This is a genomic window from Streptomyces sp. NPDC001406 (assembly GCF_042895285.1).
Classification (GTDB): domain Bacteria; phylum Actinomycetota; class Actinomycetes; order Streptomycetales; family Streptomycetaceae; genus Streptomyces.
In genome coordinates, this window is sequence record NZ_JBIAWG010000009.1 from 156847 (window position 1) to 175625 (window position 18779).

Below are 18779 nucleotides of genomic sequence, written 5' to 3' on the forward strand. Positions count from 1 at the left end.
AAAGAACGAGAACAGGTTGCAGTAGGCGCGTGGGCACTTCAAGGGTTTTCTGACAGACAGTCAGATTTCTTGGCGCGGACCCTTCCCAGTTGCCGCGCCCTTTGCTCTGATGACCGGCGAACCGTCGGATGCCAGGCACGCCCGCGCGCTGCAACAGGGTCAGGAGGAGCGGTGGAGTACAACCTTGCCGACCTGTTCGAGTCGGTCGTCGACGTGGTCCCGGACCGCGAGGCGCTCGTGTACATCGACCACCCCGGCACGGGCGCGGAGCGCCGGCTCACCTACGCGGAGCTGGACACCGCCGCCAACCGCATCGGCCACCATCTGATCGACAGCGGGATACGCCCCGGCGAGCACCTCGGCCTCCACCTCTACAACGGGATCGAGTACCTGCAGACGGTGCTCGCCTGTCTGAAGGCGCGGATCGTCCCGGTCAACGTCAACTACCGCTATGTGGAAGAGGAGCTGGTGTACCTCTACCGCGACGCGGACCTGGCGGCCCTGGTCTTCGACGCCGAGTTCACCGACCGGGTGGCGGCGGCGCTGCCGCGGGCGGAGAAGCTGCGGCACGTGGTGCGGGTGGGGAGCCCGGCGCCGGGGGCGCGCGAGGTGCCGGCCGTGGCGTTCACGCAGGCCGAGGCGGCGGGGTCGCCCGAGCGCGGCTTCCCCGCGCGCTCGGCGGACGACCAGTTCATCATCTACACGGGCGGCACGACCGGGATGCCCAAGGGCGTGATGTGGCGCCAGGAGGACCTGTTCTTCGCGGGGCTGGGCGGCGGGGCACCGACCGGTGAGCCGGTGAAGAAGCCGGAAGAGCTGGCCGAGCGGGTCGCGGCCGGCGGTTCGGGGATCACCTTCTTCCCCACTCCCCCGCTGATGCACGGCACCTCCACCCTCACCGCGTTCATCGGCTTCCACTTCGGGCAACGGATCGTGCTCCACCGCAAGTTCGTGCCCGAGGAGGTGCTGCGGACCGTCGAGCGGGAGAAGGTCACCAGCATGTCGCTGGTGGGCGACGCGATGCTGCGGCCGCTGATCGACGCCCTGAGCGGCCCCATGAAGGGCACCGACTGCTCCTCCATGTTCAGCGTGTCCTCGTCGGGCGCGATCATGTCGGAGACGGTGCGCAGGCAGTTCCGGGAGCTGGTCCCCAACGCCCTGCTGCTGAACAACTTCGGCTCCTCCGAGTCCGGCTTCAACGGCACGGCCACGGACGACTCCGGTCCCGAGCGCGGCTTCCGCATCCGCGTCAACTCCCGTACGCAGGTGGTGGACCCGGCCACGTACGAGCCGGTCGCGGTGGGCGAGGTCGGCCGGGTCGCCCAGTGCGGTCACGTACCGCTCGGCTACTACAACGACCCCCGGAAAACCGCGGAGACGTTCTTCGAGAAGGACGGCCGGCGCTGGGTGCTGCTGGGCGACATGGCGACCGTCGACGCAGACGGCGTCGTCACCGTGCTGGGCCGTGGCTCCCAGTGCATCAACACCGGCGGCGAGAAGGTGTACCCGGAGGAGGTCGAGCAGGCGCTCAAGTCCCATCCGGACGTGTACGACGCACTCGTGGCCGGGGTGCCGGACACCAAGTGGGGCAATCATGTGGCGGCGGTGGTGCAACTGCGCAAGGGCGCCGACCGGTTGTCCCTGACCGACCTCCAGAATCACTGCCGCGCGCAGCTGGCCGGTTACAAGATCCCGCGCCAGCTCGTGATCACCGAGTCCATCCAGCGGTCGCCGAGCGGCAAGGCGGACTACCGGTGGGCGCGGGAGGTGGCGGTGGCCGCGGACCGGTAGGGCGGCGGACGGCGGGCCCGAGCAGCGTACTCTGTGCGGGCGGTCGACCCGGTGTTGAACAAACGGTGACGATCGGCCGTACGGGTGATGACGGGCCCGGCATCCCGAGCCTGGTCCACCGCACGAGCACCGGGCCACGCACGGAAGGACCTTCGGGTGTCGCACCTCACGCCTCCTCGTCAACTGCCGGACGCCGAGACGGACTCGGACCCGGACGCGAACACGGACGCGGACACGGACACGGACGCTGACGCGGACACGGACGCCAAGGGGATCGACACACCGGACACCAGGGGCACTCCGGAGGCCGAGCCCGCCCCGCAGGACTCAGCAGGCCCGGAGGACTCAGCGGCCCCGCAGAGCGACCCCGTCTCCCCCGGCTGGTTCGGCTGGCGCCGCAAGTACCCGCGGGTCGCGCGCGGCGTGTACATCGGGACCACGGTGCTCGCCGCCGCCCTCGTGCTCGGCGCGCTGCTGCTGCCGAACCAGCTCGACCGGCTCACGGTCTCCGCGTTCCTGCGCATCCCCGCGGAAGGAATCCTCCTCGCGGGCCTGCTGCTCGCGCTGCCGCCGCGGCCGAGGCGGGTCACGGCGGTGGTCGCGGGCGTGCTGCTGGGCCTGCTCACCATCCTGAAGTGCATCGACATGGGCTTCTACGAGGTGCTGGTCCGCCCGTTCGACCTGGTCCTCGACTGGATCCTGCTCGACGCCGCCGCGGAGTGGATGAGGGAGTCCTTCGGCCGCACCGGCGAACTGTTCGCCATCGCCGCGGTGCTCGTCCTCGTCGTCGCCGTCCTCGTCCTCACGACGCTCGCGATGGTGCGCCTGTCGAACCTGATGGTCCGCCACCGCCCGGTGGCCGCCCGCACCACACTGATCCTCGGCACCGCATGGATCACCTGCGTCACCGTCGGCCTGCAGTTCGGCGACACCCCCATCGCCGCCAAGATCGACGCCGAGCTGATCGACAACCGCGTCCAGCAGGTGCAGGCGGGTCTCCAGGATGCCCGTGTCTTCCAGCGGCAGGCCGCCGTCGACGCCTTCGCGAAGACACCGCCCGACCAGTTGCTCACCGGACTGCGCGGCAACGACGTGCTGTTCACCTTCATCGAGAGCTACGGCCGTACGGCGATCGACGACCCGGCGATGGCCCCGCGCATCGACGAGGTCCTCAAGGAGGGCACCGCGGGCCTGAAGGCGGCCGGGTTCGAGTCGCGCAGCGGCTGGCTCAGGTCGCCGGTGACGGGAGCCGGCAGCTGGCTCGCCCACTCCACGTTCCTGTCCGGCCTGTGGATCAAGAACCAGCAGCGCTACCGGAACCTGACGTCCAGCGACCGCATGACCCTCACCCGCTACTTCCGCAGGACCGGCGCCTGGAACACGGTCGGCATCGTGCCCGGAGTGCGCCGGGCCTGGCCCGAGGGGAAGTTCTTCGGCCTCGACCACATCTACGACTCCGAGCACCTCGGCTACCACGGCCCGTACTTCAGCTGGACCCCGGTGCCCGATCAGTTCAGCCTGGAGGCGTTCCAGCGGCTGGAGTTCGGCAAGAAGGACCGGGGCCCGCTGATGGCGGAGATCATCCTCGCCTCCAGCCACAACCCCTGGGCGCCCGTCGCCCACATGATCGACTGGAACGACCTCGGCGACGGCTCGGTCTTCGAGCAGATCAAGAAGGAGGGCAAGGACCCCAAGGAGGTCTGGAAGAACGCGGAGAGCGTACGCGCCGAGTACCGGGGCGCCATCGAGTACTCGCTGCGCAGCCTGACCGAGTTCATGGAGCGGTACGGCAACAAGAACACGGTCCTGGTCTTCCTCGGCGACCACCAGCCCGTGCCGACCGTCACCGCCGGCAGCACCAGCCGCGAGGTGCCGGTCACGATCGTCGCCCATGACCCGAAGGTCCTGGACCGGATCTCCGACTGGGGCTGGACCGAGGGGCTCAAGCCGGCGAAGGACGCGCCCATCTGGGCGATGAACAAGTTCCGCGACCGCTTCATGACGGCGTACGGCCAAAGCGCCGGCTGATCCCCCTCACCGGCTCAGGAAGACGACGACTTACCGCTCCAGGAACGACGGCTCACCGGTCCAGGAACGACGGCTCACCGGTCCAGGAAGGTGACGACCCGGCGTACGAACCACTCCGGGTCGTCCAGCCACGGGTGGTGACCGGCGCCGGGCTGGACGGTGAGCTCGGCGCTCGGAAAGGCCTCGGCGGTGCGGCGGGCGAGGTCGGGGCGGGGGCCGCCGTCGAGTTCGCCCGCGTGCACGAGGACCGGGGCGGTCAGGGCGGTGAGTGCGGCGCGGGTCGCGTCCGGGTCGAAGGCGCCGTCGGCGAAGTAGCGGTCCTCCGCCTCCTCGTTGGTCTGTTCCTCGGTCGCCTCGTCGAGTGCACGGGCGGCGTCGTCCCAGCGGCCGAAGTAGAAGGGGGCGAGCGCCGGGTCGAAGTCGGCCTGCCCCGTCAGCCAGGCCTCCAGCGCCGGGAACCCCTTCTCGAACCACGGCTCGTGCGCGCGCAGCCGGGCCGCGGCCAGCCGGTCGTCGACAGTGGCCCGCATACCAAGAGCCGACGGATTGGGAGTGATCAGCGCGAGCCGCCGCACCCGTGCCGGATACCGTGCCGCGTACAGGATCGCCAGGCTCCCGGCCGCCGAGTGCGCCAGCAGATCCATCTGCTCCAGCCCCATGTGGGCGCGCAATGCCTCCACGTCGTCGACCATGTGGTCGCAGCGGTACGTCGCCGGATCCGCCGGGACCGCGGAGTCGCCGGTCCCCCGCAGGTCGAGCAGGATCAGTCGGCGGTGGGCGGTGAGTCCCCCCAGGTCGCCGAGGTAGACGGAGGCGCGCATCGGTCCCCCGGGCAGGACGACGAGGGGTTCGCCCTCGCCGCGCAGGTGGTAGGCGAGCTCGGTCCCGTCGGGTGCGGTGAAGGTCGGCATGCCGCCGATCATCGGGGTGGACCGGGACCGGTCGCAACGGAGTTCCCTCGGCGCCCGACCGGGCGGAAAATCCTGGTGGAGCCCTTGCCCGGGCATCGGCGGCCTGGATTACTGATCCCGGGTGGGGCGACCGAATGATCGGTCGCCCGGATCGATGTGCTCGACGAGGGAGAGGTGCCCCATGGCTGATGGTGCGACGGAGCTGCTCGACGCGGGGGAACGGCTCGACGCGGAGGCACTCGCGGCACTGCAGCTGGAGCGGATGCGCGCCTCCCTGCGGCACGCCTACGAGCACGTGCCCTTCTACCGGGAGTCCTTCGACAAGGCCGGAGTCCGGCCGGAGGACTGCCTCTCCCTTGCCGACCTGGCCCGCTTCCCCTTCACCACCAAGGCCGACCTGCGGGAGAACTATCCGTACGGGATGTTCGCCGTGCCCCGCGACCGTATTCGCCGGATCCACGCGTCGAGCGGCACCACGGGACGCCCCACGGTGGTCGGCTATACGGACAACGACCTTTCCATGTGGGCGGACATGGTGGCGCGCTCGATCCGGGCGGCGGGCGGACGCCCCGGCGACACGGTGCATGTGGCCTACGGCTATGGGCTGTTCACCGGCGGTCTGGGCGCCCACTACGGTGCCGAGCGGCTGGGCTGTACGGTCGTCCCCGCGTCCGGCGGTATGACGGCCCGCCAGGTCCAGCTGATCCAGGACCTCGGGCCCGGAATCATCATGGTCACCCCGTCGTACATGCTCACCCTGCTCGACGAGTTCGAACGGCAGGGCGTCGACCCGCGCGGGACCTCGCTGCGGGTCGGCGTGTTCGGTGCCGAGCCGTGGACGGAGGAGATGCGGCGCGAGATCGAGGAGCGGTTCGCGATCGACGCCGTCGACCTCTACGGGCTCTCCGAGGTGATCGGGCCGGGTGTCTCCCAGGAGTGCGTGGAGACCAAGGACGGACTGCACATCTGGGAGGACCACTTCTTCCCGGAGGTCGTGGACCCGATCACGGGCGAGGTGCTCCCGGACGGCGAGGAGGGCGAGCTGGTCTTCACCTCGCTCACCAAGGAGGCGATGCCGGTGGTCCGTTACCGGACCCGTGACCTGACCCGGCTGCTGCCGGGCACGGCGCGGGTGTTCCGGCGCATGCAGAAGGTGACCGGGCGCAGTGACGACATGGTGATCGTGCGCGGGGTCAACCTGTTCCCGACCCAGATCGAGGAGATCGTGCTGCGCACGCCGGGCGTCGCGCCGCACTTCCAGCTGCGCCTCACCCGGGAGGGCCGCCTCGACGCGCTCACGGTGCGGGCCGAGGCGCGCCCCGGCGCCACACCCGAGGCGCGGGAGGAGGCCGCGCGGGCCGTCGCCGCGGCCGTGAAGGACGGGATCGGCGTGTCCGTGGGCGTCGAGATCGTCGAACCGGAGTCGCTGGAGCGCTCGGTGGGCAAGATCCGCCGGATCGTGGACCTGCGTCCGCGGTAGGTGCCGTCGCGGGTCGAAGGTCAGCCGCCGAAGCGGTCGCGCAGCTCGCGCTTCAGGATCTTCCCGCTCGCGTTGCGCGGCAACGCGTCCACGAACAGCACCCGTTTGGGTGCCTTGAAGGACGCGAGCCGCTCGCGTGCGTGGGCGATCAGCTCGGTCTCGGTGACCTCGCCGCGCGGCACGACGACCGCCGTGACGGCCTCGATCCACCGCTCGTCGGGGAGGCCGATCACGGCGGCCTCGGCGACTGCCTCGTGGGTGTACAGGGCGTCCTCGACCTGCCGTGAAGCGATCAGCACACCACCGGAGTTGATGACGTCCTTCACCCGGTCGACGATCGTGAAGTAGCCGTGCGCGTCGCGCACCGCGAGGTCGCCGGAGTGGAACCAGCCGTCGCGGAAGGCGGCCGCGGTCTCCTCGGGCTTGTCCCAGTAGCCCTCGCACAACTGCGGTGAGCGGTAGACGATTTCACCGGGTGTGCCGTCGGGCACCTCCTCGCCGTCCTCGTCCACCACCCGCGCGTCCACGAACAGCACGGTGCGGCCGCAGGAGTCCAGCCTGCCCTTGTGCTCGTCGGGTGCCAGCACCGTGGCCAGGGGGCCGATCTCGCTCTGGCCGAAGCAGTTGTAGAACGCGAGCGCGGGCAGCCGTTCGCGCAGCCGCTCCAGCACGGGCACCGGCATGATCGACGCCCCGTAGTACGCCTTGCGCAGACCGCTCAGGTCCCGGGTCGCGAAGTCGGGCCGGTTCGACAGCGCGATCCACACGGTGGGCGGCGCGAACAGGCTGTCCACACGCCCGTCCTCGATCAGGTCGAAGAGCGTGTCCCCGTCCGGTGCGTCGAGGATGATGTTGGTCGCGCCGATCGCCAAGCAGGGCAGCAGGAACACATGCATCTGGGCCGAGTGGTACAGCGGCAGCGCGTGCACGGGACGGTCGCCGGCGCTCAGGTCGAGGGCGGTGATGGCGCTCAGGTACTCGTGCACCAGGGACCGGTGGGTCATCATCGCGCCCTTGGGGAGGGCGGTGGTGCCCGAGGTGTACAGGAGCTGCACGAGGTCCTCGGTGCGCGGTTCGGGACCGTCGTACGGCTGTGCCGTCGCGAGGCCGGCGAGGAGGGAGTCGTCGGCGTCCCGCAGCGGCAACACCCGTACGTCCTCGGGCAGTCGGCCGGCGAGGTCGGGGTCGGCCAGCACGAGCGTGCTGCCCGACTGGCCGACGATGTACGCGAGGTCGTCACCGGTCAGGTTCTGGTTCACCGGCACGTGCACGAGGCCCGCCCGCGCGCAGGCGAGGAAGGCGATGAGGTAGGCGTCGGAGTTGTGGCCGTAGGCGCCGACCCGGTCGCCGGGGGCGAGGCCCTGGGCGAGGAGCACACCCGCCGCGCGGGAGACGGCGTCGTCGAGTTCCTCGTACGTCCATCTGCGCTCGCGGTACTCCACCGCGACGCGCGCGGGGGTGCGCCGGGCGCTGCGCCGCAGCACCCCGTCAACCGTGCTGCCCTGTCCCTGCGTCATGGCACATGATCCTCTGTCCCCCGCTCGAGGAGGTCAAGAACCCGGGAGCCCGGACACATACCCGTTGGTACGCTCAACCGCTCCTTCCCTCAATGACGTTGGGAGGCACGATGCGCATCCACTTGAAGCGGCTCGCCGTCACGGCCGCCGCCCTGCTCACCGCCACCGCCGCTCTGCCGGCGGCGGCCGCGCAGCCGGCGCAGCGACAGGAACACCCGTCGCACGGCGGCCTGTCCGCCGTCATCCGCTACACCGAGTACGGCATCCCGCACATCCTCGCGAAGAACTACGCCGGCCTGGGCTTCGGCACCGGCTGGGCGCAGGCCGCCGACCAGGTGTGCACGCTGGCGGACGGTTTCGTGACCCTGCGCGGGGAACGCTCCCGGTACTTCGGACCGGAAGCGGCCACCGATCTGTCCCTCTCCTCGGCCACGACGAACCTCGCCAGTGACCTCTACTTCCGCGGGGTGCGGGAGGACGGGACGGTACGCAGGCTGTTCGCCGAGCCGGCGCCGCTCGGCCCGACCGGCGAGGTGAAGGACCTGATGCGCGGCTTCGCGGCGGGCTACAACGCCTGGCTGAGGAAGCACCGGATCAGCGATCCGGCGTGCAAGGGCGCCGCATGGGTCAGACCGGTCACCACGCTCGACGTGGCCACCCGCAGCTACGCCCTCGCCGTCCTCGGCGGCCAGGGACGCGCCGTGGACGGGATCACCGCCGCACAGCCACCGGCCGGCACGACGCCCACGACCGGCGCCCCGGACGCGGCCGCCACCGCCCGGGCCGCCCGTGCGCTGCTGTCCGCCGACAACGCCGACATGGGCTCGAACGCGGTCGTCTTCGACGGAGCCACCACGGCGAACGGCCGTGGGCTGCTCCTGGGCAATCCGCACTACCCGTGGCAGGGCGGACGCCGCTTCTGGCAGTCGCAGCAGACGATACCCGGAAAGCTGAACGTCATGGGCGGCTCGCTGCTCGGCTCGGCCACGATCTCCATCGGGCACAACTCCCATGTGGCCTGGAGCCATACCGTCTCCACGGGCGTCCCGCTCGATCTGGAGCAGCTCACCCTGGATCCGTCCGACCCGACGGTCTATCTCGTCGACGGCACCCGGGAGCACATGACCCGGCGGACCGTCACGGTTCCGGTCGCGGGCAAAGCGCCGGTGACCCGGACCCAGTGGTGGACACGGTACGGCCCGGTGGTCACCTCGCTCGGCGCCACGGTGCCGCTGCCCTGGACCGCCACGACGGCGTACGCGCTGAACGACCCGAACGCGGCGAATCTGCGTTTCCCCGACACGGGGCTCGGCCTCAGCAAGGCTCGCAGCACGGCCGACGTCCTCGCGGCGGTCGAGCGGACGCAGGGCCTGCCCTGGGTGAACACGTTCGCCGCCGACTCCGCGGGGCACACGCTGTTCACCCAGGCGCAGGTGCTCCCGCGCATCACCGACGAGCTGGCGCGGCGCTGTTCCACGGCGCTCGGCAAGGTCACCTACCCCTCGTCCGGGCTCGCGGTCCTCGACGGCTCGCGCGGCGACTGCGCGCTCGGCAGCGACGCCGACGCCGTGCAGCCGGGGATCTTCGGGCCCGCGCGCATGCCCGCGCTCCGGGACGCCCCGTACGCGGAGAACTCGAACAACAGCGCCTGGCTGACCAATCCGGACCGGCCGCTGACCGGGTACGAGCGGATCTTCGGCGACATCGGCACGCCCCGCTCGCTGCGCACGCGCGGCGCGCTGGACGACGTCGCCGCGCTGGCCCGGCGGGGTCGTCTGACCGTGGCCGATCTGCAGCGGCAGGAGTTCGCGAACCGGGTGACCGCGGGGAATCTGATCGCGAACGACACGGCGAAGGCGTGCGCCGCTCTGCCCGGTGGCACGGCGACGGGCAGCTCCGGCAAGGCCGTCGACGTGAGCGAGGCGTGCGGGGTGCTGGCTGCCTGGGACCGCACGGCACACAGCGGGAGCCGGGGCGCGCTGCTGTTCGACCGGTTCTGGAGGAACCTGACGGCGGACGTGCCGCCGGCACAGCTGTGGAAGGTGCCGTTCTCCGCGGCGGACCCGGTGCACACCCCGAACACCCTCAACACGGCCGCGCCGGGCTTCACCACGGCCCTCGCCGACACGGTCGCCGAGCTGCGCGCGGCCGGTGTCGCCCTCGACTCCCCGCTGGGCGAGCGTCAGTACGTCGTGCGCGACGGGCGGCACATACCGGTGCCGGGCGGCACCGAGTCGCTCGGCGTGTGGAACAAGGTCGAGCCCGTGTGGGACGCGGCCCGAGGTGCCTATACCGAGGTGAGCTTCGGCTCCAGCTACATCCAGGCGGTGGGCTGGGACGGCGGTCCCTGCCCGGTGGCCCGCACGCTGCTGACGTACTCCCAGTCCTCGAACCCGAACTCGTCCCACTACAGCGACCAGACCCGGCTGTACTCCCAGGAGCGGTGGGTGACGTCGCGGTTCTGCGAGAAGGACATCCTGTCGTCGCCCTCGCTGAGCGTGGTGAGGGTTTCCGACCACTGACGGCCCCGAGGGTGTGGTCCCGGCCCCCATGGGGCGGGGCCACACCCTTTCTTCTGACAGCCGGTGTCGCTCACACGGGTCGTGTGCGGCCCTCCCAGTACGGGTCCCGCAGCCGTCGCTTGTACAGCTTGCCGTTGGGGTCGCGCGGCATCTCGATGATGAAGTCGATGCTCCTGGGCCGTTTGTAGCCCGCGAGCCGTTCCTCGCAATGGCGGAGGAGGGCGGCGGCGAGGTCCGGCCCGGGCTCGTGCCCCGGGGCGGGCTCCACGACGGCCTTGACCTCCTCGCCCCAGTCGTCGTGCGGGATGCCGAAGGCGGCGGCGTCTGCGACGGCGGGATGGGCGAGCAGCGCGGACTCGATCTCGGCGGGATAGATGTTGACCCCACCCGAGATGATCATGTCGATCTTGCGGTCGCGCAGGAAGAGATAGCCGTCCTCGTCGAGACAGCCGAGGTCGCCGACGGTGAAGAAGTCACCGATGCGGTTCTTCCTCGTCTTGGCCTCGTCCTTGTGGTACGAGAAGCCGCCGGTGTTCATCTTCAGGTAGACGGTGCCGAGTTCACCGGGCGGGAGCCGGTTGCCGTCGTCGTCGAAGATCGCGAGCTCGCTGATCGGCCAGGCCTTGCCGACGGTGCCGGGCTTCTTCAGCCAGTCCTCGGCGGTCGCGAAGGCACCGCCGCCCTCGCTGGCCGCGTAGTACTCCTCCACACAGTGCCCCCACCAGTCGATCATGGCCCGTTTCACATGGTCGGGGCAGGGGGCGGCACCGTGGATGGCGTGCCGCATGGACGAGACGTCGTACGCCTGCCTGGTGCGCTCCGGGAGTGCGAGGAGCCGGTGGAACTGTGTCGGGACCATATGTGTGTGCGTGCACCGGTGGGCGTCGATGAGACGGAGCATCTCCTCGGGCGTCCACTTGTCCATCAGCACCAGCCGGTGGCCGATGTGCAGGGACGCGCCCGCGAACTGGAGCACGGCCGTGTGGTAGAGCGGTGAGCAGACGAGGTGCACGTTGTCGTCGAACGGCTTGATGCCGAAGATGCCGAGGAAGCCGCCGAGGTAGGCCTCCTCGGGGGTCTTGCCGGGCAGGGGGCGGCGGATGCCGCGCGGGCGGCCGGTGGTGCCCGAGGTGTAGTTCATGACCCAGCCGAGGGTGCGGTCCGCGGGCGCCGACCCGGGCTGCCCGTCGAGGAGTTCGGCGTACGGCCGGAAACCCTCCACGTCGCCGACCGCGTACCGGTGGGTGGCCGGCAGGCCGGCCTCGTCGGCGGCGTGCCGGGCGGGTCCGGCGAACCGTTCGTGGGCGATCAGCACCTTCGCGCCGGAGTCGGAGACGATCCAGGCGATCTCCGGGCCGACGAGGTGGTGGTTGACGGGGACGAGGTAGAACCCGGCCTGACTGGCGGCGAGGTGGGCGATGAAGAACTCGACGCCGTTGGGCAGCACGACCGCGAAGGCGTCGCCGCGGTCCAGGCCCGCGGCACGCAGGCCGTGCACCAGCCGGTTGGCGGCGGCGTGCAGCCGGCCGGCGGTCCACTGCTCGCCGTCGGGGGCGACCAGGATCATGCGGTCGGGGTCCTGGGCGGCCTGGGCCCAGAAGCCGACGGGGGGTGTGCTCACGACCGCCCGCTCCTTCCGGCGATGCGGTTGATGCGGTCGACGGCCTGCTCGAAGCCCCGGGTGAGGTCGTCGAAGACGGCCTGGACGCTGCGCTGACTCGTCATCCGGCCGACGATCTGGCCGACGGGTGTGCCGAGCAGTGGCTCGACCTCGTGCTTCTGGATGCGGGAGACCGCCTCGGCGACCAGCAGGCCCTGCAGGGGCATGGGCAGGGTGCCGGGCCCGCCCGGGTCGTCCCAGGCGTCGGTCCATTCGGTGCGGAGCTGACGTGCGGGCTTCCCGGTCAGGGCGCGCGAGCGGACGGTGTCGCCGGACCCGGCGGCGAGGAGCTTGCGGGTCAGCGCGGGCGAGTGGAGGTCGGCTTCTGTGGTGGTCAGCCATAGGGAGCCCAGCCACACACCCTGAGCGCCGAGGCTCAGGGCGGCCGCCACCTGTTGTCCGCTGCCGATCCCGCCCGCGGCCAGCACCGGCAGCGGGTCGACGGCGTCGACGACCTCGGGAGTCAGCACCATGGAGGCGATCTCGCCGGTGTGGCCGCCCGCCTCGTAGCCCTGGGCCACGACGATGTCGATGCCCGCCTCCTGGTGCTTGCGGGCGTGCCGGGCGCTGCCCGCGAGCGCGGCGACGAGCACACCCCGGTCGTGGGCACGGGCCACCACGTCGGCGGGCGGGGAACCGAGGGCGTTGGCGAGCAGTCCGATCGGGTAGTCGAAGGCGACGTCGAGCTGGGTGCGGGCGACCTGCTCCATCCAGCCGGTGATGCGCCACCCGGAGGCCTCGCCCTCGGCGAGCTCGGGCACGCCGTACTTGGTGAGGGTGTCCCGGACGAACTGCCGGTGTCCCTCGGGGATCATCGCCTCGACGTCCGCCTCGGTGACGCCCTCGACCTTCTTCGCGGGCATGACGACGTCCAGGCCGTAGGGCCGGCCGTCGACATGCGCCTCGATCCAGTCGAGATCGCGTTTGAGGTCGTCGGGGGCCGTGTAGCGGACCGCGCCGAGCACTCCGAAGCCGCCGGCCCGGCTGATGGCCGCGGCGACGGCGGGGAACGGCGTGAAGCCGAAGACGGCGTGCTCGACTCCCAGTTGCTTGCTCAGCTCCGTCTGCATGGGCGCAGGATGCCGCAGTCCTCCGGCCGACGGAAGAGTTTTTCTGATGCTCCGTCAGATTTCTGTTTCCGGCTTCCGCGCCACCGCGGTACACGCACGCCTCATTGACACATCCCGCCCCCGACAGGAAGGTTTCATGATGACCGATGAGGTGGCCCACAGACTCACCCGCCGTCGACTCGGCGCCCTGACCCTCGGCGGCGCCCTCGCCCTCGCATCCTTACCCGCCGGTCCGGCCGAAGCCGTCCCCGCGTCCGGCGGCCACCGTCCCACCCTGCGCCATGGATCGCCGGAGCGCGCCGGACTGCTCCCGGAGCATCTGCGTCAACTGGTCGCGGACGCCGAGGCGTTCCTCGGCCCTTCCCCCAAGCACCCCTGGTACGCGGGCGCCGTCCTGCTCGCCGGGCGCGGCGGCACGGTGGCCCTGCACCGGCCCCTCGGCATGGCGGTGCGCTACGCGGCGTACGACGAGAAGACCGACACGGGCGTCGAGTTCCCGCCCGGACAGCAGATCCCCATGACCGAGGACACGGTCTTCGACCTGGCCTCCGTCTCCAAGCTGTTCACCTCGCTCCTCGCCGTGCAGCAGATGGAGCGGGGCACGCTGGAGCTGGAGGCGACGGTCGCCTCGTACGTCCCCGAGTTCGGGGCGGTCGGCAAGCAGGACATCACGATCCGTCAACTCCTCACCCACACCTCCGGTTTCCGCGCCTGGATCCCGCTCTACAACGCGCCGACGCACGAGGAGCAGCTCCGGCTCATCTGGAACGAGGCGCCGCTCAACCCTCCCGGCACCAAGTACCTCTACTCGGACCTGAACCTGATCTCCCTCCAGCTGGTGCTGGAACGCGTCACAGGCCGCGCCCTCGACGTCCTCCTGCACGAAGAGATCACCGCACCGCTGGGCCTGAGCCGCACCCGCTACAACCCGCCCGCCTCCTGGAGGCCCCAGATCGCGGCGACGGAGGACGCCCGCAGGCCCTGGTCCGGCCTCGACCGGGGGCTGGTGTGGGGCGAGGTGCACGACGAGAACGCGTACAGCCTCGGCGGTGTCGCGGGCCACGCGGGCGTGTTCTCCTGCGCCTGGGACCTCGCGGTGCTCGGCCGGACGCTGCTGAACCGCGGCGTGTACGGGCGCACGCGCATCCTCGCCCCCGAGTCGGTGGACCTGATGTTCACCGACTTCAACACGGCCTTCCCGGGCGACGAGCACGGGCTCGGCTTCGAGCTCTACCAGCACTGGTACATGGGCGCGCTGGCCACCCCGCGCACGGCCGGCCACACCGGCTTCACCGGCACCTCGCTGGTCCTCGACCCCACGACCGACTCCTTCCTGGTCGTGCTCGGCAACTCGGTGCACCCCGTACGCGGTTGGCGCTCCGGCTCGGCTCCCCGGGTGGCCGCCGGCAACAACCTGGCGCGTGCCGTCCCGGTACGCCCGGCGCAGGGCGGTACGGCATGGTTCTCCGGCATGGCGAGCAACACGAGCGCGACGCTCGCCCTCCCCGCGCTCGACACCTCCTGCGGCACGGCCCGCCTGCGCTGTGCCGTGTGGTGGGACACCGAGCCCGGTTCGGACGTGCTCGTGCTGGAGTCCACCACGGACGGCGGCGCCGCCTGGCAGCCGGTCCCGTTCACCACCACCCGCCAGGGCGAGGACCCCGAGGAGCATCCGGCCGGTACGGCCACGGGCTGGTCCGGCCGTGTCTGGCACCGGCTGACCGCGCCCCTCCCCGCGGCTGGGCAGCTCGTCCTGCGCTGGCGTTACGCCACCGACCGGCGCTACGTCGGCCGCGGCGCGTACGTCGACGCCCTGCGCGTGGAGGCCGCCACAACCGTGCTGTTCGACGAGGCACGGCCCGCGGACGCGGCACGCGTCACGGCGGCCGGGTGGGCACCGTCAACCGACTAGGTCCGCTCCAGCACCGCCATCGCCGCGTTGTGCCCCGGCACCCCGCTCACCCCTCCGCCGCGCACCGCGCCCGCCCCGCACAGCAGGACGTTGCCGTGCCGGGTCTCCACGCCCCAGCGTCCGGTCTCCTCCTGGGTGTAGGGCCAGGACAGGTCGCGGTGGAAGATGTTGCCGCCGGGCAGCCGCAGGTCGCGCTCCAGGTCGAGCGGGGTCTTCGCCTCGATGCAGGGCCGGCCCTCGGCATCGGTCGCGAGGCAGTCGGTGATCGGTTCGGCGAGATGGGCGTCGAGCTGCGCGAGCGTGGACTTGAGGAGTTCGTCGCGTACCCCGTCGTTGTCCCGGTCGAAGAGCCGTGCGGGCGTGTGGAGGCCGAAGAGGGTGAGGGTCTGGTAGCCCGCGTCGACCAGGTTCCGGCCGAGGATCGTGGGGTCGGTGAGGGAGTGGCAGTAGATCTCGGACGGCGGTGCCGTCGGGAGCTCACCGGACGCGGCCTGGGCGTGGGCGGCGGCCAGCTGCTCGTAGCCCTCGGCGACGTGGAAGGTGCCGGCGAAGGCCTCGCGCGGGTCGACGGAGCCGTCGCGCAGCCTCGGCAGCCGCTTGAGCAGCATGTTCACCTTCAGCTGGGCGCCTTCGGCGGGCGTCGGCGCCGGGTCGCCGGTCAGCGCGGCGAGTTCCTGCGGCGAGGCGCCCACGAGGACGTACCGGGCGGTGGCGATGGCCTCGCCGTCGGCCGTGCGGTGGGTGACCTCGGCGCTGTGCCCGTCCGTCGCGATCCGCACCGCCTCGTGTCCGGTCGCGATGACCGCGCCCGCGGCGCGCGCGGCGGCGGCCAGCGCGTCGGTCAGGGCGCCCATGCCGCCGACGGGCACGTCCCAGGCGCCGGTGCCGCCGCCGATGACGTGGTACAGGAAGCAGCGGTTCTGCCGCAGGGAGGGGTCGTGCGCGTCGGCGAAGGTGCCGATCAGGCCGTCGGTGAGGACCACGCCCCGCACCAGGTCGTCGGTGAAGTTCCGCTCGATCGCGGCACCGATCGGCTCCTCGAACAGGGCCCGCCAGGCGTCCTCGTCGTCGATGCGGCGGCGCAGTTCGTCACGGGTGGGCAGCGGTTCGGTCAGGGTGGGGAAGACCCGCTGGGCGACCTGGCCGGTCATGCCGTAGAAGCGCTGCCAGGCCTCGTACTCGCGGCTGCCGCCCGTCAGCCGGGCGAAGGCCTCGCGGGTGCGCCGTTCGCCGCCGCCGACGAGCAGCCCGGTCGGCCGTCCGTCCCGTTCGACCGGGGTGTACGACGAGATGGTGCGCCCACGGACCCGGAAGGCGAGGCCCAGGTCCCGCACGATCTTCTTGGGCAGCAGGCTGACCAGGTAGGAGTAGCGCGACAGACGGGCGTCGACACCGGCGAAGGGGCGGGTCGACACGGCGGCGCCGCCGGTGTGGTCCAGGCGCTCCAGTACGAGCACGGACTTGCCGGCCCGGGCCAGATAGGCGGCCGCGACCAGGCCGTTGTGGCCGCCGCCGACGATGACGGCGTCGTACGTCCGGGATCCCTCGTGTGCAGGCATGGTTCTTCGTAACACGTGATGATCTACGGCTGCCAGAGGCATGCCGTGCCTGCCCCGCTCAGCGTCCGCCGGACGCGCGCTGCTGACGCAGCACCGCCACCCGGCGGTACAGCTCGACGGCCTCGGCGCCGCGGCCGAGCTGCTCCAGGCAGTGGGCCTCGTCGTTGCGGCTGGCCAGGGTGTCGGGGTGGTCGGGGCCCAGCACGCGTTCGCGGGCGCCGGCGACCCGGCGGTACTCGCTCAGCGCGTCCGGCCAGCGGCCTAGCCAGCCGAGGCTCACGGCGACCTCGCGGCGGCTGACGAGGGTGTCGGGGTGGTCGGGGCCAAGGACGCGCTCACGGATGGCGCAGACGTCGCGGGACTCGGCGAGCGCCTCCTCCCAGCGGCCGAGGCGGCCCAGGTTGACCCCGAGGCCGTGGCGGGCGCGCAGGGTCTCGGGGTGGGCGGCGCCGTGGACACGGGTGCGGTCGTCGATCAGCTCGCGGTACAGCTCGAGGGCGTCCGCGCTGCGGCCGAGGCGGCCGAGGCTGATGCCGACCTCGTAGCGGGCGGCGAGGGTGTCGGCGTGGTCGGGGCCGAGGGCCTGGGCGCGGGCCTCGGCGACCTCGCGATAGGTGCGCAGGGCCTCCTCCCAGCGGCCCAGCTGGCCGAGCGCATAGGCGACTTCGTAGCGGGTCACCAGGGTGTCGGGGTGGTCCGGGCCGAGCACCCGGGCGCGTGCGGCGGCCACCTCGTGGGCCATGCGGTACGAGTCGTCGAGACGGCCGAGTCTGCTGAGGTTGAAGGCGAGGTTGTGGCGGCAGCGCAGGGTGTCGGGGTGGTCCGGCCCCATGGTGCGCTCCCGGGCGGCCAGCACCGACGTGTATGTCTGGTGGGCGTCGAAGTGGCGGCCCAACTGGCCGAGCACATAGGCCATTTCCTGGCGGGCGGCGAGCGTGTCGGGGTGGTCGGCGCCCAGCACCCGCTCTCTGGCGCGGGCGACCTCGGTGTACTCGCGCAGGGAGTCGGCGGCGCGGCCGGTGCGGCTGAGGGTGAAGGCGATCTCGTAGCGGCTGGCGAGCGTGTCGGGGTGGTCCGGGCCGAGCAGGCGGGTGCGCTCGGCGGCGACCGCGCGGTGCACGTCGCCCGCCTCGGCCCAGCGGCCGAGCCGCCCCAGGCTGAGGCCCGCGTTGTGCCGTCCGGCCAGGGCGGTGACGGCGTCGTGGGGCGGGGTGGACGGCACCGGCAGGGGTGCCGGGCCGGTGGCGGGCCGGGCGATCCACTCGCCGGTGAGACCGGCCGCGGCGTCCGGGGGTGTGGTGCGCAGCCCGGCGCCGGTCGCCTTGTGGCCGGTGGTCATGCCCCGGGTCCAGGAGGGCAGGCGGGCCTCGCGGGACAGGGGCTCGACGGGCAGCAGTCGGGGCTGGGGGCTCACCACGGTCGGCACATACGCGGGTGTCGTACGGCCGGCGGTGATACGGCGTGCCAACTCACGTGCGTCGTACGGGCGTTGCTCCGGCCTTTTGGCCAGGAGGTCGAGGATGACCTTCTCCAGGTACTCGGGGAGCTCGGCGCGTTGGCCGCGTGGCGGGCGGGGCGGGGTGTCGCGGTGGCCGATGAGGATGGCCCAGGCGTCGTCCAGGTCGAACGGCGGTGCGCCGGTGGCGATTTCGTAGAGCACGCAGCCGAGCGAGTACAGGTCGCTGCGGTGGTCGACCTCGGAACCGCTGATCTGCTCGGGCGACATGTAGTGCGGGGTGCCCATCGCGATGCCGGTGCCGGTCAGCCGGGAGGTGAAGCCGATGTCGTGGCCGAGGCGGGCGATGCCGAAGTCGCAGATCTTCACGGTGCCGTCGGTGAGCCGCATGATGTTCGCGGGTTTCAGGTCGCGGTGCACGATGCCCTGTTGGTGGGTGTAGGCGAGGGCGGCGGCGACCTGGTCGGCGATGTCCACGATGTCGGGGACGGTCAGCGGGTGGTGTTCGTTGTCCTCCAGGAGCTGACTGAGGTTGCGGCCTTCCAGGAGCTCCATGACGAGGTAGAGGATGCCGTCGTACTCGCCGAAGTCGTGGACGACGGTCACCCCGCGGTGCGAGAGCGCGGCGGCCACCCGGGCCTCACGGCGGAACCGTTCCCGCAGGACGCGGGTGAAGGAGTGGTCGTGGTGCGGGCCGAGCGGCTTGAGGCACTTCACCGCGACATGCCGCCCCAGGGACTCGTCCCGGGCACGCCACACCTCGCCCATCCCACCCCGCCCGATCAGGTCGAGCAGCCGGTACCGGCCCTGGACCAGTCTGGTGTCCGCCATCGTCCGCCGTCGCCCCCGTCGCCGTCCGCCCCTCCCCTGGGG

The 18779-nt window shown here is 71.7% G+C and carries 11 protein-coding genes; 5 read left to right on the plus strand and 6 right to left on the minus strand.

Annotated features, from left to right (window positions below; translation table 11 throughout):
* Positions 1-171: 171 nt before the first annotated feature.
* Together ACFY1J_RS22805 and ACFY1J_RS22810 are read left to right on the plus strand one after the other, a co-directional pair.
* Positions 172-1791, plus strand: a complete 1620-nt coding sequence (locus tag ACFY1J_RS22805; protein WP_390731775.1) for an acyl-CoA synthetase — start codon at positions 172-174, stop codon at positions 1789-1791.
* A 156-nt stretch (positions 1792-1947) separates the two neighbouring features.
* Complete coding sequence (locus ACFY1J_RS22810; RefSeq protein ID WP_390731776.1) at positions 1948-3819, plus strand: sulfatase; 1872 nt, start codon at positions 1948-1950, stop codon at positions 3817-3819.
* A 74-nt stretch (positions 3820-3893) separates the two neighbouring features.
* Here the strand turns inward: ACFY1J_RS22810 and ACFY1J_RS22815 are convergent, their stop codons facing one another.
* Positions 3894-4730, minus strand: coding sequence for an alpha/beta fold hydrolase (locus tag ACFY1J_RS22815; protein ID WP_390731777.1), 837 nt, complete (start codon positions 4728-4730; stop codon positions 3894-3896).
* Positions 4731-4911: 181 nt separating this feature from the next.
* Here ACFY1J_RS22815 and paaK point away from each other — a divergent pair, with 181 nt between their 5' ends.
* A complete protein-coding gene (paaK, locus tag ACFY1J_RS22820) occupies positions 4912-6210 on the plus strand; it encodes a phenylacetate--CoA ligase PaaK (RefSeq protein WP_390731778.1) in 1299 nt (432 codons plus the stop codon).
* Between the two features lie 20 nt (positions 6211-6230).
* On the opposite strand, the gene ACFY1J_RS22825 is transcribed toward paaK, so the two are convergent.
* Positions 6231-7727 carry an acyl-CoA synthetase gene (locus ACFY1J_RS22825; protein ID WP_390710698.1) on the minus strand — a complete coding sequence of 499 codons (1497 nt, stop codon included), beginning with the start codon at positions 7725-7727 and terminating at the stop codon, positions 6231-6233.
* Positions 7728-7837: 110 nt separating this feature from the next.
* Between ACFY1J_RS22825 and ACFY1J_RS22830 the strand changes: the two genes are divergently transcribed.
* Complete coding sequence (locus ACFY1J_RS22830) at positions 7838-10249, plus strand: penicillin acylase family protein (RefSeq protein WP_390731779.1); 2412 nt, start codon at positions 7838-7840, stop codon at positions 10247-10249.
* A gap of 70 nt (positions 10250-10319) precedes the next feature.
* Here ACFY1J_RS22830 and ACFY1J_RS22835 read toward each other — a convergent pair whose 3' ends face one another.
* Together ACFY1J_RS22835 and ACFY1J_RS22840 are read right to left on the minus strand one after the other, a co-directional pair.
* Positions 10320-11870 (minus strand): acyl-CoA synthetase, encoded by a 1551-nt coding sequence (locus ACFY1J_RS22835; protein ID WP_390710696.1) that lies wholly within the window; start codon positions 11868-11870, stop codon positions 10320-10322.
* Entirely contained in the window at positions 11867-12979 is a 1113-nt protein-coding gene (locus tag ACFY1J_RS22840; protein WP_390731780.1) for an NAD(P)H-dependent flavin oxidoreductase, read from the minus strand. The genes ACFY1J_RS22835 and ACFY1J_RS22840 overlap by 4 nt, the downstream gene beginning before the upstream one ends.
* A 139-nt stretch (positions 12980-13118) precedes the next feature.
* Here ACFY1J_RS22840 and ACFY1J_RS22845 point away from each other — a divergent pair, with 139 nt between their 5' ends.
* The gene (locus ACFY1J_RS22845; protein WP_390731872.1) at positions 13119-14891 is read left to right on the plus strand and encodes a serine hydrolase; all 1773 of its coding nucleotides are present in this window, start codon (positions 13119-13121) and stop codon (positions 14889-14891) included.
* Here ACFY1J_RS22845 and ACFY1J_RS22850 read toward each other — a convergent pair.
* Entirely contained in the window at positions 14888-16450 is a 1563-nt protein-coding gene (locus ACFY1J_RS22850; protein WP_390731781.1) for a phytoene desaturase family protein, read from the minus strand. The two genes, ACFY1J_RS22845 and ACFY1J_RS22850, sit on opposite strands and share 4 nt — an antisense overlap.
* Before the next feature lie 58 nt (positions 16451-16508).
* Positions 16509-18737, minus strand: a complete 2229-nt coding sequence (locus ACFY1J_RS22855; protein ID WP_390731782.1) for a tetratricopeptide repeat protein — start codon at positions 18735-18737, stop codon at positions 16509-16511.
* Between the last annotated feature and the right edge of the window lie 42 nt (positions 18738-18779).